General features: G+C 35.2%; 18 protein-coding genes. 9 read left to right on the top strand and 9 right to left on the bottom strand.

Annotated features, from left to right (window positions below):
* Window positions 1–76: 76 nt before the first annotated feature.
* Window positions 77–2,935, top strand: coding sequence for an aminomethyl-transferring glycine dehydrogenase (gcvP, locus tag BLT30_RS13295; RefSeq protein WP_089874025.1), 2,859 nt, complete (start codon window positions 77–79; stop codon window positions 2,933–2,935).
* A gap of 93 nt (window positions 2,936–3,028) precedes the next feature.
* Here the strand turns inward: gcvP and BLT30_RS13290 are convergent, their stop codons facing one another.
* The 9 genes from BLT30_RS13290 to BLT30_RS13250 form a co-directional block, all read right to left on the bottom strand.
* Window positions 3,029–3,433 (bottom strand): DUF805 domain-containing protein, encoded by a 405-nt coding sequence (locus tag BLT30_RS13290; RefSeq protein ID WP_089874024.1) that lies wholly within the window; start codon window positions 3,431–3,433, stop codon window positions 3,029–3,031.
* Window positions 3,434–3,511: 78 nt separating this feature from the next.
* Window positions 3,512–4,282, bottom strand: coding sequence for a CE1 family esterase (locus BLT30_RS13285; protein WP_089874023.1), 771 nt, complete (start codon window positions 4,280–4,282; stop codon window positions 3,512–3,514).
* 216 nt (window positions 4,283–4,498) lie between these two features.
* The gene (locus tag BLT30_RS13280) at window positions 4,499–4,945 is read right to left on the bottom strand and encodes a hypothetical protein (protein ID WP_089874022.1); all 447 of its coding nucleotides are present in this window, start codon (window positions 4,943–4,945) and stop codon (window positions 4,499–4,501) included.
* A 109-nt stretch (window positions 4,946–5,054) separates the two neighbouring features.
* A complete protein-coding gene (locus tag BLT30_RS13275) occupies window positions 5,055–5,633 on the bottom strand; it encodes a hypothetical protein (RefSeq protein WP_089874021.1) in 579 nt (192 codons plus the stop codon).
* 110 nt (window positions 5,634–5,743) lie between these two features.
* Entirely contained in the window at window positions 5,744–8,698 is a 2,955-nt protein-coding gene (locus BLT30_RS13270; RefSeq protein WP_175487192.1) for a DUF11 domain-containing protein, read from the bottom strand.
* A 495-nt stretch (window positions 8,699–9,193) separates the two neighbouring features.
* The gene (locus BLT30_RS13265) at window positions 9,194–10,807 is read right to left on the bottom strand and encodes a helix-turn-helix domain-containing protein (RefSeq protein ID WP_089874019.1); all 1,614 of its coding nucleotides are present in this window, start codon (window positions 10,805–10,807) and stop codon (window positions 9,194–9,196) included.
* 298 nt (window positions 10,808–11,105) lie between these two features.
* Complete coding sequence (locus BLT30_RS13260) at window positions 11,106–11,630, bottom strand: hypothetical protein (protein WP_089874018.1); 525 nt, start codon at window positions 11,628–11,630, stop codon at window positions 11,106–11,108.
* Window positions 11,631–12,178: 548 nt separating this feature from the next.
* Window positions 12,179–13,183 carry a DUF6268 family outer membrane beta-barrel protein gene (locus BLT30_RS13255; RefSeq protein ID WP_089874017.1) on the bottom strand — a complete coding sequence of 335 codons (1,005 nt, stop codon included), beginning with the start codon at window positions 13,181–13,183 and terminating at the stop codon, window positions 12,179–12,181.
* A 3-nt stretch (window positions 13,184–13,186) separates the two neighbouring features.
* On the bottom strand, window positions 13,187–13,615 hold the full coding sequence (locus BLT30_RS13250; protein WP_089874016.1) for a hypothetical protein: 429 nt from the start codon (window positions 13,613–13,615) through the stop codon (window positions 13,187–13,189).
* Window positions 13,616–13,800: 185 nt separating this feature from the next.
* Between BLT30_RS13250 and BLT30_RS13245 the strand changes: the two genes are divergently transcribed.
* From BLT30_RS13245 to BLT30_RS13215, 8 genes are all read left to right on the top strand, one after another.
* Window positions 13,801–14,883, top strand: coding sequence for a sensor histidine kinase (locus BLT30_RS13245; protein WP_089874015.1), 1,083 nt, complete (start codon window positions 13,801–13,803; stop codon window positions 14,881–14,883).
* On the top strand, window positions 14,880–15,605 hold the full coding sequence (locus BLT30_RS13240) for a LytR/AlgR family response regulator transcription factor (RefSeq protein ID WP_089874014.1): 726 nt from the start codon (window positions 14,880–14,882) through the stop codon (window positions 15,603–15,605). The genes BLT30_RS13245 and BLT30_RS13240 overlap by 4 nt, the downstream gene beginning before the upstream one ends.
* 184 nt (window positions 15,606–15,789) lie before the next feature.
* Window positions 15,790–15,891 carry a TerD family protein gene (locus BLT30_RS18280; RefSeq protein ID WP_221405584.1) on the top strand — a complete coding sequence of 34 codons (102 nt, stop codon included), beginning with the start codon at window positions 15,790–15,792 and terminating at the stop codon, window positions 15,889–15,891.
* A gap of 10 nt (window positions 15,892–15,901) precedes the next feature.
* Window positions 15,902–16,567, top strand: a complete 666-nt coding sequence (locus tag BLT30_RS13235) for an HAD family hydrolase (RefSeq protein WP_175487191.1) — start codon at window positions 15,902–15,904, stop codon at window positions 16,565–16,567.
* Between the two features lie 4 nt (window positions 16,568–16,571).
* Complete coding sequence (locus tag BLT30_RS13230; protein ID WP_089874012.1) at window positions 16,572–17,447, top strand: phosphoribosyltransferase family protein; 876 nt, start codon at window positions 16,572–16,574, stop codon at window positions 17,445–17,447.
* Window positions 17,381–17,935 (top strand): TerD family protein, encoded by a 555-nt coding sequence (locus tag BLT30_RS13225; protein ID WP_089874011.1) that lies wholly within the window; start codon window positions 17,381–17,383, stop codon window positions 17,933–17,935. The genes BLT30_RS13230 and BLT30_RS13225 overlap by 67 nt, the downstream gene beginning before the upstream one ends.
* Window positions 17,935–19,020, top strand: coding sequence for a toxic anion resistance protein (locus BLT30_RS13220; RefSeq protein WP_089874010.1), 1,086 nt, complete (start codon window positions 17,935–17,937; stop codon window positions 19,018–19,020). Before BLT30_RS13225 ends, BLT30_RS13220 begins: the two co-directional genes overlap by 1 nt.
* A gap of 8 nt (window positions 19,021–19,028) precedes the next feature.
* On the top strand, window positions 19,029–19,997 hold the full coding sequence (locus BLT30_RS13215) for a hypothetical protein (protein WP_089874009.1): 969 nt from the start codon (window positions 19,029–19,031) through the stop codon (window positions 19,995–19,997).
* Window position 19,998: the final 1 nt, after the last annotated feature.

Below are 19,998 nucleotides of genomic sequence, written 5' to 3'. Positions count from 1 at the left end.
AGGGATTTTTTATTTTTGCAAAATTCACTAAATTTACAAACCAATTTTATTAAAATCTAATTTTCTAAAGTATATAATGAACACACAGCAATTTGTAAACCGTCACATCAGCCTAAATGAAACTGATAAAGCGGAAATGCTAGACAAGATCGGGGTTAACAGTATCGATGAACTCATTTCTCAAACCATTCCTGACAGTATCAGATTAGAAAAAGACCTGGAGCTTTCTGAGCCGCTTTCTGAGTACGAAATGTTGCTTCACTCCAAAGATCTGGCATCTAAGAATGTCGATTTTGATACTTACATCGGATTCGGGTATAACAACACGATACTGCCTTCTCCAATCCAAAGGAATATTCTTGAAAATCCAAGCTGGTATACAGCTTACACACCTTATCAGGCGGAGATCGCACAAGGTAGATTGGAAGCGCTTCTTAACTTCCAGACTGTGGTTTGTGATCTGACTGGTTTTGCAATGGCAAATGCTTCACTTTTGGATGAATCGACTGCCGCTGCAGAAGCAATGCATATGTTCTTCAACAACAGAACGAAAGACCAAAAGAAAAATGAAGCTATCAAGTTTTTTGTTTCCGATCTGGTTTTACCACAAACGATTTCTGTTCTTAAAACAAAGGCAGAAGGTCTTGGAATAGATATTATTGTAGGAAATCACGCAACGCATCAGTTCAATGATTCTTATTATGGCGTGTTGTTACAATATCCAGGGAAAAACGGAATTGTTCTGGACTATACAGATTTCATTTCTTCTGTAAAAGGATTCGATTTGCAGGTAGTTGTAGCTTGCGATCCGATGTCTTTGGTTAAATTGAAATCTCCAGCTTCAATGGGTGCAGACTGTGCTGTTGGAACGACTCAGAGATTCGGTATTCCAATTGGTTATGGTGGTCCGCACGCAGCTTTTTTTGCTTGTAAAGACGATTATAAAAGAGATATTCCTGGAAGAATTATCGGTGTTTCTCAGGATATGTACGGAAAACGTGCATTGAGAATGGCACTTCAGACCAGAGAGCAGCATATCAAAAGAGAAAGAGCAACTTCTAATATCTGTACAGCACAGGTTCTTTTAGCTGTAATGGCAGGGATGTACGCTGTTTATCACGGCCCAAAAGGTCTTAATTTTATCGCTGACCAAATCCATTATAAGACCAATGCTTTAGCAGATGCTTTGAGAATTTTGGGTTATGATATTGTTGACGAACCTGTTTTCGATACAGTAAAGTTCAGACTTCATGAGGAGGAAAAAACATCTTTGAGGATGAAGATGAGAGACCAGAAAATCAATCTTAATTATTTCTCTCAAGGGATTGTAAGTATTTCTATCAATGAAACTACAACGGTTGAAAAATTAAATAAATTGGTTGAAGCCTTTGCTCAATTCAAAGCGAAGCAAGGTTATAAATTGACGCTCAAAGAAGAATATTCGATTCCGGCTGAATTGTTGAGAACAGATGAGATTCTTAAAGAAGAAGTTTTCAACAAATACCATACGGAGACTGAATTGATGCGTTACATCAAGCGTTTGGAAAGAAAAGATCTGTCTTTGACACATTCTATGATTTCTTTGGGTTCTTGCACAATGAAACTGAACGCGGCAACGCAAATGATTCCGTTGTCTTGGGCAGAATGGGGAAGTATCCATCCATTTATCCCGACAGAACAGGCTGGAGGTTATCAGCAAATGATAAAGCAGCTTGAAAAAGATCTGGCTGAGATCACTGGTTTTGCTGGAACATCACTTCAACCAAATTCAGGTGCGCAAGGCGAATATGCAGGACTAATGGTCATCCGCGAATATCATAAGAATAGAGGAGAAGGTCATAGAAATATTGTGTTAATTCCTCAATCTGCACACGGAACCAATCCGGCTTCTGCAGCAATGGCGGGAATGAAGATCGTAGTTGTGAAAAATCTTGAGAATGGAGAAATCGATTTTGAAGATTTGAAAGCGAAGACAGAACAGCATTCTGAAAACTTGTCTTGTGTGATGATTACTTATCCATCCACTTACGGATTCTTCGATGCGAATATCAAAGAAATTACAAAACTGATTCACGAACACGGCGGACAAGTCTATATGGACGGTGCTAACATGAATGCTCAGGTTGGATTCACAAGTCCGGGAAATATCGGAGCAGACGTTTGTCACTTGAATCTTCATAAGACTTTTGCAATTCCTCACGGTGGTGGTGGTCCTGGTGTTGGCCCGATCTGCGTGGCTGAACATTTGGTTCCATTTCTTCCAACCAATGCGAATATCCCGGTAGGAACAAAAGATGCGATTGAAGGGATTTCTGCAGCACCTTACGGTTCTGGATTGATTCTGAATATCTCTTATGCCTACATCAAATTATTAGGAACTTCCGGTTTGAAAAAAGCTACTGAATATGCAATTCTTAATGCTAATTATCTAAAAGAATTATTGGCAGAACATTTCCCAATCCTTTACGCAAACGCAAATGGTAGAGTAGCACACGAGTGTATCGTAGACTTCCGTCAGTTCAAATCTTTGGGAATTGAAGTGGCTGATGTTGCAAAAAGATTAATGGATTATGGTTTCCACGCTCCAACAGTGAGTTTCCCTGTAGCCGGAACATTGATGATCGAACCAACAGAATCTGAAAGCAAAGAAGAAATCGAGCGTTTTGCAGAAGCTTTGATCAGCATCAAAAATGAAATTGATGAGATTGCCAACGGAGAAGCTGATGCGACAAACAACGTTCTGAAAAACGCACCCCATACAGAGCAATTGGTTATCTCTGACAGTTGGGACAAACCTTACGGAAGAGAAAAAGCTGCTTATCCATTGGAATGGGTAAGAACGCACAAGTTCTTTGCAACTGTTGCAAGAGTGGATGAAGCTTATGGCGACAGAAACTTGGTTTGTACTTGTGAGCCGATTGAAGCGTATATGTAAGTAAGATTTGGATAACAGATTTATTGGTCTGGATTTATATAAAATAAAACCTCTCAATCACTTGAGAGGTTTTTGTTTTGCAATATTAAAAAACTATAATTCTTTTTGTCCAATTTCGTTGATTTCGTGGTAATTTTCTTTAGGATTCACACCATATTGGTTTTTGCCAGGCGTTCCTTCTGTACAAAATAGAATAAGTAACCAGATAGCGCCAATCAATGGGATAAAAGCGATTAGAATAAACCATCCGCTCTTATCTACATCATGTAGTCTTCTCACAGCAACTGCCAATCCAGGAAGAAGCGTGAACAAAGAATATATTAGGTAGATAAATCCGTAACGAATCTCGGAAGAAAAATTCAGACCCAATATATTGTCAAGAATAGTTGCTGCAATTAAAAATAGAGCATTGAACAATGTGTACATCCAATATTCCATTCGTCTTGCCCTGCCGTTAAAATCTGCGTATTGTTTTAGAACTTTTAAATACCAATTCATAGTTTATTATTTTTTTGTTAGTATCAAAAATAAGATAATTTTATTACCCGAAAAATTTAAATCAAAAATAATTAAACGTTAATTCTTGGCCTGTTTTTTTAAAAACACTACAATATCAGCAAGTGAGGATTTTGGAAACTCGTGACCGGCATCGCTTTGCTGAAGAACAAGTTCTGTGTTGTTTTTTCCTGTGAAATAGGTTTTGTCTCCTCCTGTTTTTTCTTTATCGGTGATTCCAAGATTTTTTTTGACAATTGGGATAGACTGCTCCTGATTCTGTGGAGAAACAATTCTGTCATTGTTTCCGATGTACATCCAGACCGAAATAGGAACAGCACCGGAAATAAGATTGCCGCCTTGTGCAGATGCAGAACAGATAGCTGTGATTTTGTCGCCTCTCATCTTCCAAAGTACATTTACAAATCTGGCACCGTTGGAATGACCGATGAGATAGATCCTACTATCATCTATTTTATAACGCCTATGAATATCCGAAAAGACCTCATCAAAAAATTGGATATCACGACCTTCCAAATCGTCGGTAAAAATCTGCCAGCCATTCATTCTACCATTCGGGTCAATGCCCGGAACTTTTCTACCAGGTAGGCCTTCCATAAAAATTACTAAAGCCTCTTTATAATAATTTTGAACATCAATCCTTTTACTTACAAAATTAGCATTGCCACCATGACCGTGAAAAACAAAGACCACCGGAACTTTATCAGATTTTGCAGTAGGTTCGTAGATGATTGCTTTTCGGGATGTGCCATCTATATTATAATTCTTTGTGGTTTGAGAAAAAATAAGAATGTTGAAAGCAAAGAAGAATAGAATAAAATAGTTTTTCATACTTATAATTTCTTCTTTGGATTGTTTTATCTGGGTAATGTTAAAACATAATAATTAAATTGTCTTGTAAATGAAAATAGAATTTGCACTCTTTAAAATAATTTATGAACAGTGTAGAAATTCTCAGCCACCTATTTTAATTACCAAATTTTTGGTTCAAAATTCAACAGAGATCTTAATTAAAAAATCCAATTATTTTAAAATTGAACAGCAACATTATTCTTTTAATATTTTAAGCGTCTCTATCAATGATGTAAGAATTTCCACACGTTGTTTTGAATTGAATCCAATTAATGACATTCTGAAAACGTATAATTTTTCAGATTCAGAAGTGGTAATATTCAAGTAAATAGTATTCCCTTTCAGATAAGAATGCTGTAATAAAGCTATTGGAAATTCTAAAACTGGAAATACAAAACTGTCTGCCCTGAGTGGATGTTTTTTCTTAATAGTCACAACATAACCAGAATTTTCAAATTCAGTATATCTTAATTTTGCAAGAAAAAAGGCTATTATAATCAATAATACCAGAAAGGAAAAGAAAACCACGTCTGTTTTTTTTAACACCAGGAGATACCATATTATAATTATTAAGTTCGTGGGTATTAAAAATAACAATAATGTTCCTATAGCCTCGATATTTTTTTTATTGCTTACTTTCATTGATGTAATGATAAAGCCAGATAGTCAAAAAACACAAATTAAAGGATAAATGATATTTCCTATAAAAAACAACTATCTGGCAAAATTTATAAAATAATAGAATTCTTGATCATGGTTTCCAAAATGTCCAACCTCCGCCATTAAAAAGTGCAAGCCTTTTAGCTCCGCTTTTATTGATATATACCAGCATTCCGGGAGCTGGGTCCGGAACATCGTCAGTGCTATTTACCATAGGTAAAACCATTGCTTTTGTATCGGATTCTAGTACTAAGACGCCCTCTGCACTAGTTGTGTCTGATCCAATAATAACTTTGGCAGCAGACTCCTCGGTGACCACAGCTGAAGTCGGCTGTATACCCATAGCTGTGGTAATGTCGGCCGTATTACCATTGCTTAAGTCCATCCATCCATCTGGCGATTCCGCAGAGGTCACCCCATTGTAGTACTTTATTTTTGCTTTTGTAGCATCTGTTGCATCTAGTATCAATGTGCCTTCCACCAAACCGGACCCGGAAGGTACCGTTCTGACATAAGGAAGAATGATACCTTTGTTCTGTCCAGTGGCAAATTCGAGAAGGACAGAGTTTTTTTGTCCTGCAGGAACTGTTCCTGTCGTATTCCCAAAGATCACTTGTGAAAAACTAAAATTGTAAAATGCCAAGGAAATTGCTAAAAATAAATTTTTCATTTTTTTTCATTTATTGATTTTTACCCGATATATTTTTTTAGACAATTTGAAAAATGCTAAATATAATTTTAAAGAGCAGAATTAATTTTTTATACTTTCTTACAAATAAACTATGGACAAGCCGGCTTATTGAAACAACTCCAAATCCCATCATGATAGATTTTTATACATTTTGCTGTCGTGTCATATACCATCATGCCTTCTTGAGGGCTGGTTATTTTAGGTGCAATAACGGTAGGACTATTTTGTCCTTCAATATCAATCGTTGAAAGTCTGGTGATTACAAACCCTTTTGTATTGGATTCTAAAGCAATGTGTCCTGATTTTCTTACCATAGGCCAATTATCCGAATCATCGCTTCCCGCCCTTTTCAAAAGTGTTATCCCAGTCGTTGTATCTGGACCATTACCAGTGATCACTGGCGGTCTGTAGCACGCACACGGAGCGATATTCAATCCATAACCGTAACCATCCATGATAGTAACACCCACGACATTTTGTGTCACAGTGACATTGTTCATGCCTGAATTATTCCAAGTGATTGTATTCAATGTATTCCCATTTGTTAGAACAAGAGGAAATAGTGGACCATAAGAGTCTTTGCTGCCAAAAAGTGAGATTGCTCCTGATGGGCTGATAACTATACGGATCAATGGATTTTCTGCATTTCCTCTCATTTGCCAAATAGCGGCTGATGTTCCATTATGGGTTGTATTGGTTTCATAATGATCCCCATCGGCAAATTGAACATTGATACCGGATGTCCCGGAAGATTGAAACTGAAGTTCCTGTGCGGCAATGAGAGTTCCGTTTATATTTAAATTAAAAGAATTGTCCAGTTCATATATATCAAGCACAAAACCATAATTAGAAGGAGGCTGTATCACATTCTGAGTTATAAAAGGCTCTGAGGAAGCAGAATAATTCCATTGAAAGGTATTACCATTGACCGGCTCTGTACATACCTCTCCGGGAGTGAATGAAACTGTATTGTTTATCAAAATATTATTGCAATTTCCTCCTAGTCCATTATTGGTACATTCATATTCAGCATCTGTTGGTGGAACGCCAGGTGTTGTGTTTGTAGCATCTGGATCTGTAACATCATTAGGGCGAAGTATTGATGCCTGTGACTGAATGCTTCCTGTAGTTGCCCCATTCGTAACAGTTACTGTGATAGAATAAGTAATTTCACACCCATTAGGAAGGTCTAGCTCTGATGAATAAGTATGGGTAGATGAATTATATGTTAATGCTACAGATTGACTACCACAAGAGTTCCCTGTGAAAATAAATGATTTAGGGTCTAACCCAGAAGGGAGAGTAAAAGTAAAAGGAGCACCTTGTACATCGCTGGGACCATTGTTTTTTACCTTGATAGTATAAGTAAGGTCGTCTCCTGTAGTTACATTGGTTTTATCCACGGTTAATGCTGTAACTTGCAGGTCGGCTGTCTTAACAGTTACAGACGTATCAGATTGCGCTATTGGTCCTTTGATATATGACCAGGTATCTATCGATTTTTCATTTCCAAACCCATTTCCAAGATTGGCTGTTGGTAGTGGGGCTGTATTCGCTGTCTGTTGGCCCCACATATGTCCTCCTGTTCCTGTAGGTCCGCTTAAAGAACCATTAACACTTGTATTGAGGGGATTGGAAGCTTTACCTTGATTATTGCCAGAAGAGATGGTGATATCAGTATCATTCCAATATACCCGGAACCGCTCATTGGATGGGTCCATCCCATTTAAAAGTTCCAATATGATACCAGATGGATTGATCTCCATATCGATATATGGAAAATGAACCTCAGCACCACGTAGCTGTACTTTTATGTCGATAGGTTGATCCCCTTGTGGCAAAGTATTACCATTCCCATCTTTCCCATCCCAAAAAATAGTATTGGCACCAGCATCTGCTATTCCCGCCAATGTTCTTGTTGCAAAACTCGCCGGAGTGGATAAACTTTCAATACTAACTGTGTATGATCCTAATACAGCAGCATTGAAATTGATATAACCTCCTTTGATACTGCTTACTTGTCCTGGTGTACTTTCTGCTCCCACAAGTGCTACATTATTTACAGTAGGTATTATAACATTATTTTTAAGCCATGTACTATTTCCAGGTACGCTACCACTTGCACTTGTCGGCATATCGGATGCTGGTTGAGCATAGAATATTTTATAGGTTATATTCTGTGCTGTATCAGCGATTGTTGGTGGCTGAACATACGATGATATACCACTCGAAAAATCCATACTCTTATAGAGATTGTTATTTCCGGATATGAATCCACGGTTATTCACGAAAAAAGTAAAACCAACACCATTACTGCCGTTGTTATTCACTCTATAGATATAGCCATCCCTTGTAAGTGCAAATAATTCTCCATAAAATCCTGAAGTTTGACCACTGCTTATATGGAGATTCACAACATTGGTATAGACACGTCCAGATACCCATGCTCCTGAAGATTCTACTGAAATATCCCAGGCTGCGATCAGCTCTGTACTTGTTCCCTGGGTCCAATTGGAGTCTGCTGCCACGCTGGTGACAGAAGGTGAGCTAGATGAGTTAACATCACCCGTTGGTAAAAAATCTATTTTCCAAATCCCTACTTGGTCAGATGCTGCTGTCCTGTTAAATGTAGAATATCGATTGCCTCCCGTTCCTTGTGAAGATAATCTAGGCCCGGCCAATTCAGCGGCTCTGCTACTTATTTGTCCTGTTGTATTATTTGCTGATGTATATACGGTACCGTTTGGGGCTGTCAAAGTAATTCTTCCGTTCCCAATTCCCTGGGCGCTGGAGGCGACATGTAATATTTCTCCTGCATTAACATATGCATAATGAGTTCCTGTGGTTTTAAAAGGCCAAGACGCCAAGGTTGATCCGGAAGTCCCATTATACGAATTACTGTACAAGAATGCTCTTCCTCCGGAGACACCACCAGGATAAAGGTTTTTTGACCCATCTGCAAAGAGATAACTACTATTGACCAGCAATAGGGTTATCAGCATAATTCGCCAGATACCAAAAGTTTGTAAAGTTTTTTGTTTCATTTTTGTGTTCATTAGGTATAGAATATAAATGTGTTTTCAGTCTGATTTGTGTTTGTGGGTATTGAGAAATATAGATGTGGCTATGTGTATTCTTTGTAACAATAGTGTAGATACTCATTTGATATAGATCTAAAAGCCGATTTGACTTGATATAAAATATGATAGAATTTATTTTGATGGAGGCTGTAATAAGTATTTGATAACCCCACGTTGCTCAATCGTATTTGTGAGAGACCATACCTTAAAAATACTTTTCCCAATATGAGATCGGGAAAAGTAAATGCTTTTTTCATCATTCGTATTTTGTCGTGTTACAAGAAACTTTTTGCGAAAATACAGGCAGGAAAAGGCTTTAAACAAACATTGTTAAGTGCGTATTCGGGAAAATGAATAACTAAAAGTGGATAAAAACTAGAAAATAAAACAATTGTAAGCTTTAGAAATCAGCAATATACATTTTCGTGGAAAAGAAAAGTTGTTTTATTGCTTCATTGCTTATTTTGCTTGGAAATTAGAGCTTTTTTTTAAATGTTCGATGAATTGTGACGGTGATAGTTCTGTTATTTTCCTAAATGCAGCAGCGAATTTACTTTGGGAAGAAAATCCAACTTCTTCAGCTAGTGTAGAAATTTTATATTTATGATATTGAGGGTCATTTTTTAATTTATCGATGATATATTTGATACGTAATTCGTTGATGTAATTTTTAAAGTCTTTCTTTTTATAGGTATTCACAACATAAGAAAGATATTTTGTATTGGTATTACAATAAGAGGCCAAATACGGGAGGGAAACAGTGCTACGGGTAAATAATTTTGATTGCTCAAACTTCTCAAGCTTAAGCAGTATTTTTTTCTCTGTCGCAGGTGTCATCATTGTATTTTGTTCAGAACCTTCCGATCGATTGTCATAATTGGTTTCATGATGGAGCTCGTTGTCGATATTATTTGGGGGAATTTCAAAATTCAGGTCCTGGGTCTTGATCTGATTTTCCATGAACTGTTTGAATTTATTGAAATTGTCTTTTTGCTTTCTCCTATATAAAAAAAAGTAAACTATTCCCGAGATAATAAGCAACAATGCTATCCAAATTGCAATGTTTTTTTTCTCCGTTTCCTTTTTTATATCATCATTGTTTTTGATAAGTTTTGAAACAGAGGCACTTATGAACGATGATGAATTGGTTTCGATCTTGTCAATAATCGAGTCTTGCTTGACCTTGGTCTCTTGAAGTTTATCAATATCCTTGATCAAAGAATAATACTCTTGAGAAGTTTCGTAGATCTCACTCTTTAAACTTAAATATGACGATTCTTCTGCAAGACGTTTAGCCTCATCCAATCTTTTTTTTGCTTGACCAACATCTTTTTTTGCGATAAATATTCGAGCAATGCCATTGATAACAAGTGCTTTCATAAAATTGTCCGGCATTTGCCCTAGATTTTTGAGTGCTATGTCATAATAGCCAAGTGCCTTATCGTACTCTTTGAGATAATAATAATTCAAACCTAAAAGCTGATTGTTATTGGCAAATATAAAAGGATTGGTTTGTCCGTTCAGGTCAAAATATCTTTGAGCTTCCAAAACGTAAGAGATCGATTTTGTGTAATCCTTCATCTCAAGTTCATAGTATGCCTTTTCTTGCATAATGAAACCCATTGTCTGATCAATGATTTTTTGATCTTTGATTTTTTTTGTTGCTTCTATCGTTTCATCGATATACTTTTTGGATTGTTCAAAAAGTTTTAATTGGCGATACTGAGTGGCGAGAAAACCTGATATTTTGGCTTTCCATATGAGATCATCACTCTCATTACTTATCTGTTGCGCTGTAACGGCATATCCAATAGCCTTTTTGATATCGCCTGATTGTTGTAATAATGACGCAGATAACATCAGACTTCTTACCTTGAAACGGGGAGTCTCTGATATACTGAATAGCGAATCAGCGATTTTCAGTGCTCTGGGAAAATCTTTCTGGGAAATGTCAATATAAGTTTTTGTATAAATCTTATTGTATTCTTCAGGATTCTGCGCGCTAACTCTTGCAAAAACTACGATAATTAAAAAAAAGAAAATTTTTCTCCAATTTTTTTGGTATAACCTCATCTATATTGTGTTATGTAAATAAATTTCAAATTTAATAAAGATGTTGCCTGCAAAAAATTTAATGACCGATTTTCTGTAAAATTTGTTAGTCCTTTTTCGGTAAAAGGACTTGCCCAAACTTAAAACAAGTGCTTAATAAACAATGTTTTATTATTAATTTAAGCGTCTAAGGTCAGTAATAAGACAAATGAGAATTTTAAACTATAAAGATTCTCATTACTGTATCATCACAATCCATGATCTATAAGGTATGATCAGTTCCCAAGACTTCTAAACAGATATTTTATTTTTCTATAGATTAATGTTTTTTGTAAAGATTAGCTTTTTCCAGACCAAAGCTGTTCATTCTAATGTATGGCGGATCTAGTCTCCAATCGGGGAGATTCTCGTAAAGTTGCTCGCCTAGTTTTATGATACCTTCTGTATGATCATCACCAAATTCATAGCTTCTATTTTTGGTGATGAGTTCAAGTCCTGTCTGTCTATCCCTAAATTTAGAAGGGACGGTAAAAGCATTAACTTCCAAAATATCCGTCCATTTTATGAATTCGGTTTTATCATCTAGTGTCACAGAGAATCCATCGCTTCTGTATTTGAAAATACCATCGAGTTGAAGGAGCCTGTCCATTTCTTTTTCAACCTTTCCATAATCGTCTTTATCTGTAGGACTATAGATTTTGGCAATACAAAAAATAATGATTGCAAGGCAGGCGAATATGACCAATGATGTAATGCCTTTGTTGTCAAAAATAGGATAATCGTAGCTGATGTATATCAACACCGAACAACTTACGGCAATGAGTATCTTCTCTAAATCTTTCAAACCAGATGAGTTGCTAATTTTAGTTGTAAAGATAATTATTTCAAGGTTTGAACAATGTAGAAGTTACGCTATCTGGTCTCTCAACATTGATTTTCTGATTTTTTCGATGAATCGATAATGGAAATGTAATTGTTTGGAACGTAGAAAATAAACATTCGATTTCTTTGTCCGTTCATGAAAATTCCAGCGCCTTGTCCCGTATTCATTTGTTTCGTCTTTTCACAATGCTAAAATAACCTGAATTCGGGATAAGGGATTTATTTAAATAATTGTATATCAAATACAAATGCACTATCAATAGCGTCGGGCTTTAGCCCGATGTAAAGATTGTAATTCAAAATCGGCTTCAGCCGAAATTTATGATAAGTTTTAGCTAAAGCTAATCTTCTTTTTCAATCTTTAAAATGGGCTAAAGCCCATTCCTATTGATATTATAAAACTTCTCTTATCCCGAATTCAGGTTAAAATATAACTGGAAGAGCGGAAATAAAATTGAAAATAATAACAATAATATGAACTTCAGACCTCGTTAGATTCAAAATATTAATCTAAATTGAGGAAATATTTTTATTTCTCTCTCTCGGTTTCCCAAAAGGATTATAAGATATTCCCACATTGAAATAAAAAGAAGGTTTTGCCTTAGCTTCCAAAATATAATCTTTGAAGGTATCTTCTTTATTGAATATTCTGGCATTGGGCGCGGCTCTCATTCCTGTTTTTAAAGTCCCGATGAAATTTCCGCCTAGTTTATGTTCGTAACTAGCTCCGGAATTGATCTCCAATTGGCGAAACTCATATTTTTTATCGTCCTGATAAATATAAAATGACGTGTTATCCATTTCTGTTCCGATAGAAAATCTTCCATTTGTGAATATGTTTTTCCTCATCATGATTTTGCTGGGTAGAATGATGTCAGCTATCCACCCGTTATCGAAATTATGTTTGTAAGTGATAACTGGAAGTGGAAATACAGGGATTTGCCCACTTGGGTCGATAAGTGCCGCTAAACCTAATGTGAATGTTGTATTTGCATTAGCAGTCACAATTACCGAGCCTGCCAGCATTCCTCTTACCCTTTCGAAATGCTGTTCACTTCCGTCCACAGATGCTGTCGCAGAATATATGGCTGTTTTACCAAATAATTTCGAGAAACGGGTCAAACTTAGAGATTCCGAATGATAATGGAAGTCCTGTTTATTGAATATGTTTTTGGGAAAAATAGAAATCGGATTTTCTGCATTAACGGATGTATACTTATAATTCAAGCTTGTACTTAACATCCATTTTGCATTTTTTATGAAGTAAAAATTCGCATTCACTTTCACTTGTTGCAGATTTTTGATTTTGTTGTCTGGTAAACTTTCACCATATAATTTGGATGAATATTTATGAGGTGCCAGTTGTATGAATTCTACATTGAGGTCTCTTGATTGAGGAAATTTGTCGGTAACAAAAGCTACAACTTTTTGCGGGATACTGTCTTTTTTTTGCGCGATGATTTTATTCAAAGGCAGAATAGCCAATGGAACAAAGATTTTGTTTGAAATTTTCATAGTTTATTTTAATGAATGGATTGTGGATTGGAAAAAATTGAAAATGAATATTTTGCTATAGAACAAATCGATTCCATTTTTTTTGATGAAGTCGAGGTGGCGTGAAAAATCTGTAATGCTGTCTTCTTCTACAAAGACGAACCAAAGTTCCTGAAGTTGATTTTGAGCTTTGAACGCAACCGATGTCAACAGGTCCAGTTGCAGATCATATTTAAAATCATAGAATAAAATTCCTTTCCTTACATTGTTTTCTTCGATAATATTGATCGGATGGCTGATATAGTCAATAACCGTAAGACTTTGATGATAAGATTCTATGAACTGATGCAAATCTATAACCTGAATTACTTTCTCTTCCTGCTGTGATGGTGTCATATAGAAACATTCCAGATCTATCTGATCTGTCAATTCCTGAAAAACGTTAAGTTCCATATTTTTATAAATTTTACAGAACAAAGGAATGGAGAATAGCTTCTTAGAAATGATTTTTTATACAAACTCCTCGATAATTTATACCAAATCCCCAGTCATAAAAATTGGTATAAAAAACTGCAGTGTTTGTATAATATTATCGGGTTTATAAACGTTATTGGTTATTTTTGAACTTTCTAATAAATATGTTGAGATATAAGTCCAAGGAATTAAGAGATCACTTTTTCATTGATCTGCTGGTCAAAGATCAATACAAGATCTTACGACATATCATATTTCTGCTTTTCTTTTTTGTATTACTTTATTTTGCTAGATTTTGGCATTGGTATATTGAGCCTTACAGATATATTATTATTGCTTTTGTTTATATATCATTAATAGCAATGGCGTATGTCAATATTTATGTTTTGGTTCCTTTTTTCTTTTTCAGAGCGCGCTATATTGCTTATTTTGTATTGTTGATATCAATGGGAATCGTCTGTCTTAATCTCATAAGCTACATCTTTGATCATTTCTTTTCTGACTATAGAATAAAAGCCCTTCTTAAATTCGAAGATAGAAAAGGAGGACTTTATGAAGGAGTGTTAATGTGCATCCCGATTATTTTTATGAGCACTACAGTAAAACTATTACAGAAGTGGATAAAAGATAACGAGAAAATTACAGAGCTTAGCAATCTAACCCTGAATATGGAACTAAAGGAATTACGTAACCAGATCAATCCGCATTTTCTATTCAATATGTTGAATAATGTAAAGGCACTGATAAGAACAGACCCTGAAAAAGCAACGACTGTCATCATCAAATTATCAGAATTTCTGCGTTATCAATTGTATGAAAATAATGAAGAGAAAACCTTTCTGACAGCAGAAATCGATTTTTTGTCAAACTTCATTAATCTGGAAAAAATAAGGAGAGAAAACTTCACTGTTGACATTAGAACAGAAACAGATAAGAAGTTGCTCAATACGATTTTTATTCCACCGAATTTATTTACGACTTTTGTGGAAAATGCCGTGAAACATAGTGTGGAAATAGGTGGCGGGATGTCTTATGTCAACATCAATATAGAAATCAAAAATCAACATTTGTATTTTGTCTGTGTCAATTCACGAAACCCAAATTATTCCATCGCAAATGGAAATTATGGAGGCCTCGGATTGGCAAATATCAAAAGACGATTGGAGCTTTTATATCAGGACAAATTCGATTTGAAAATACATTCCACAAACGAAGAGTATATCGTAAACCTAATCATCCCGATATGAACTGTATAATCATAGATGACGAACCATTGGCCAGAGCAGAGATGCGGTCGTTGATAAAAGAAGTTTCAGAGATTAAAATATCAGGCGATTTTTCCAATGCTTTGACTGCCTTGGATTTTCTGAAAACAAATGATATTGATTTGATTTTTCTTGATATAGAAATGCCTTTGGTCACAGGTTTGGAATTTGCAGAACAGCTGCCAAAACAAAGTTTGATCATCTTTACAACAGCCTATTCTCAGTATGCTTTGAAAAGTTATGAATTGGATGCTATTGACTATCTGTTGAAACCGATTGAAAAACATCGATTGGAAAAAGCCATCCGGAAAGCTGAATTATATGACCAATTACTTTCGCAATCCACAATCAAGAATACCATCGAATCCAATACTAATGATTTTCTTTTCATAAAATCCGACAGGCGATTTTATAAGCTAAATCTTGATGAGATCAAATTCATAGAAGGTCTCAAAGATTATGTTGTGATTCATACCAAAACTCAAAAGCTTATCACAGCAATGAACTTGAAAACGACGCATCTGAAGCTGCCTGCAGAAAAATTTTTGCGTGTCAGCAAATCTTATGTTGTCAATATCAATTTCATAGATTCGTTTGATAATCATAATATTTATGTCGATGAATCAGAGATTCCTTTGGGAGAGGTTTTTCGTGCTGAGTTTTTCAGAGTTTATTCTGGAGGGTCGCTTAATTCTAATCTATGATTTTTTAATTCTTCATTAATCTTTTTACAATAAGAATCATAAATATTTTTATTGATTTTTATGATTTCTTTACGGTTTTATCGTTTTTTTCTTTCAATTGCTTTTTCTATATTTAGGCGTTTTTTATCGCATTGTGTGGAATTTATTTTTGAATATTAAAACCTAAAAAAGAAAAACATAATTTATGACTATCAACTTGCAAAAAGGTCAGAAAATTGATATCAGTTTGATCAAAGATCGTGACCAGGGACATAATCGAGAAATGCATGGTGAACAAACCAATTAAATGGTTATTTGTGGAAATAGATATAGATTCATACGAGCATTTTTCCTTTGATCTGTGGATGACGATCATTAGGTCCAATCCGCAATTCAAACCGAAGAGGACAGTCTTATTAAAAGAATATTTTGATATTGATAAAAATGTAGAGGAAATTGATAGGGTTATTCGTCATTATGATAACTTGTTCAATATCATTTCAGAAAAAACAGGTAATCACATAGAAAGAGAAGAGGTTTTTTTCCTGATAATAGCATCTTTGGGAAAAGATATACAAGGAATCTCTGTGGATGACCTTCGCGGATTTTTCATGCGATCAGATAAGTTGTTCATAGAAAATATTCCGCGGATAATTTGGAAAGATATTGATCAGTTACTAAAAAAAATAAAAGAAAAAGAAAAAACGGCAAGTATTCTAAGCAATACAGCTTTCATCTATGGAGATTCTCTGAGGAAGGTTTTAAGACAATTGGAGCTGGAACAATATTTTTCCTTTATGATTTTTTCGGATGAAATAGGAATGTCAAAACCGAATATTAAAATATTTGAATATCTTTATAAAAAAACACAAGAATTACGACCACTGCACCGGTCACAGATCATCCACATAGGTGATAACAAAATTGCCGACCAAAACGGCGCTCTGTCATATGGGATGAATGCAAAGCTGGTGAAATTTTAAAAACATGAATAAAAGATTTAGTTTACACAAAATAGAAAATGAGTTTGATTGTCCCTTTGATGAAACAGGATACAGCCGGTTCAAATTTGGGGATACTTATTATGCGAAGTCCTTTGCGAAAGAATTATTTGATGGGTTTATTAAGGAATTTGGAAAAGAGATCTTGGCTCAGAATGAGATTATCCTTTTCCCAAGCCCTTACAATTCTATCCCGACCGCATCTAATTTTCTATGTTCCTACTTCAAAGAACATCTTAATTATTTTTTATTTGAAAATAGTAGAGCAGGTTGCATAGAAGGAAAGATACACAGACAACAGACTTATGTCCAGGATTATGGAAATATGAGCTTCGAAGAAAGGATCACATTGATATCCAATGATACTTATTATATTGATAAAAGCTTTGTTGATGGGAAATTCTGTATTTTTATAGATGATATAAAGATCACGGGAAGCCATGAGAAAACTGTAGATAGAATTCTGAAAGAATATAATGTAAATGGGGAATTCATTTTTGTCTATTTTGCAGAATTGATAAATAATGAGATTCATCCAAAAATTGAAAACCATTACAATTATTACAGGATCAAGACCACACAAGACCTGATAGAAGTGATGAATAGTGAACATTTCCGATTCAATACAAGGATCACTAAGTTCATATTATTAATGGAAGATTCTGATTTTGAGCAGATCTACCAGAATATTTCCGAACAAAGACGTGAAGAAATGCTACACTGGGCGATTAGCAACAATTATCATCAAGTGGAAGAGTATCAAAAAAATATTATTAAATTAAAAGATAAAATACAATGGCAATTAACTTACAAAAAGGACAAAGACAAAACATTAACGCTCCAAAATTCACAATCGGTCTAGGTTGGGATGCTAATAATTCTTCTACGGGAGGCGCTTTTGATCTGGATGCTTCGGTTTTTGTGTTGGGAGAGAATAAGAAATTGATAGCTGATGAATTTTTTGTTTTTTACAACAATCTTCAAACGCCGGACAAAGCGGTAACACATACAGGAGATAATCTAACAGGGGATGGTGACGGTGATGATGAACAGATCAAAATTGACCTTACGGGAATAGATTCCAGAGTTAAGGAGATCATCGTAGTTGTAACCATCCACGAAGCAGATTCTAGAAACCAAAATTTCGGACAGGTAAGAAATTCATTCATCAGGGTTTTCAATACAGATACCAATGAAGAGATCTTGAAATATGAATTAGACGAGGATTTCTCCATAGAAACAGCAGTGGAATTCGGTAGGATCTATGAGAGAAACGGCGAATGGAAATTCGAAGCGGTAGGAAACGGACAAAGAGAAGGTTTGGCTAAATATCTAAGTTTATATCAATAATGGAGATGGATTTACCTCAAGTTACCAATACTGTCATCGATAAAAATGGCAATGTAGATCTGGCTCAGCTCCAGACTGTTGACGTTCAGAAATATGATAGCCTTTCCGGCTCAATAGATGAACAGAATCCGAATTCGATCATCAATTTCGGATCGGAATTGCAGAATTCTCTGGCTAACCAAAGTGATTCTTTCCTTAATAATGTCAGAAAATCAAATTCGGGCGAAGTTGGTGAACTTATCAATAAACTTTTGGTAGAGCTCAACTATGTAGATGTTGATGAGCTGGAAGGAAACTCTGTGAAAAAGTTCCTTAAGAAGATACCGTTCTTTAAGAAAATGGTGACTTCTGTAGAAACTTTGTTTGTAAAATATGACAAGATCGTCAATAATATTTCTGATATTTCAAATAAAGTCAATGCCGGAATTATCAATTCCACAAAGGATAATGCCGTCCTGCAGACGATTTTTACAAGCAATATAGAGTCTGTGAAAAAAATCGAGGATTATATCATTGCAGGAAGTATCAGAATGCAGAAATCCAGCGAGGAATTGGCTTTGATGGAAATCAATGCAGCTAATTATCAGGATTATCAGATTGCCGACAAGAGAGATTTTATTGCAAGATTGGACAGAAGATTGGCGGACCTTAAAGTTGTTCGTTTTATTATTTTGCAATCATTACCTCAAATCAGATTGATTCAGAATAACAACGTCTCTATTGCGGAGAAAGCACAGACAATCTTGACGACGACGCTTCCAGTTTGGAAAAATCAATTGACTTTGGCAGTGGCAATGCACCGCCAGCAACAGAATATTGATGTTCAGAAAAAAGTATCATCCACAACAGAAGAGATCCTTAGAAAAAATGCACAGAGATTACAACAGAATACGATAGATGTTGCACGTGCCAATGAACAGACCATTGTTTCTATAGACACTCTTCGTGATACGACCAGCTCATTGATCAATACCCTGAATGAGGTGAAACAAATTCAGCAACAAGGAGCACAGTCCAGGCAACAGCTTGATATTGAGTTGAAAACGCTTGAAGATACTTTGAAAAAGCAAATTCAAAATTCTTAAATTAGAAATTGGATCACAACAAAGAGATATTAAAAAAAAGTAAAAAAAGATTACAAAAATTAAAGCTTCTAAGCAAGTTTTTTGATAACGTAGAGATCATCAACATCATTATTAGGACAGAACTTATTCAATCTTATTTTGATGTAGACTCTCTTAATGGACTTGATATCAATAAATTGGAATTGTTTCATCTGCAATATACCGATACGCTGATTGTCCTTTTAGAAAAGATCAAAAAACAAAAAGAGGCCAATATCCTTGCGATCTATAAGGAGATGGATACCAATGAAGAATATATTGATAGATATGTATCTCAAAAAAATAGTGGAAAAAACTTCGATATCGACAGGAAGTATCAGAATGCTCTAATGTCAGGATTTTTAAGGGCTTTGTATGATAATTTGACAGGTACTAGAAAAGAAATGGATTTTACCCAGATCAGAAGCCTGTCGAATAACTATTCAATCGATTATTATAGGAAAACAGCTAAACTAGAATACTTGATGAGTTTTTCGGATACCAGATATTATGAATATGACAATATAAAAGTAGAAAGAAAGTTATTAGGAAAACTGAATGTCGGAAATTTCAAGGTCAGATTTGTCTGCGGATATAATATCGAAGATCAAGTTTTTGAGTTGTATAAAATATCTGATAATGAGGAAGATTTTATCTGGAATTTACAAACCAATGAGTTTTACTTTTTAGCAGATGATATCGCCTTGCTTTTGGATAGATCTGCCAACACGTGCTCCAAGAAAAGTATAATAAACGAACTGAAGAACCGGAATACCGAATTGAAAACAAAATCAGAAACTATCAAAACCGACCTTCCGGAAGATATTTTACTATTATTAAGACGATACAAAGAGACATTGGATAACCAAAAGGTCATCGATCAGGTGATCAATGTAGATGAGGAAATGAATGTCCTCAATTCTATGCTTAACTTAGATTTAAATAACAAATTACAATAAC

The sequence above is a fragment of the Epilithonimonas hungarica genome (assembly GCF_900102265.1).
Classification (GTDB): domain Bacteria; phylum Bacteroidota; class Bacteroidia; order Flavobacteriales; family Weeksellaceae; genus Epilithonimonas; species Epilithonimonas hungarica.
The sequence above is the reverse complement of the archived record's forward strand: the minus strand, read 5'-3'. Positions and strand labels throughout refer to the sequence as shown.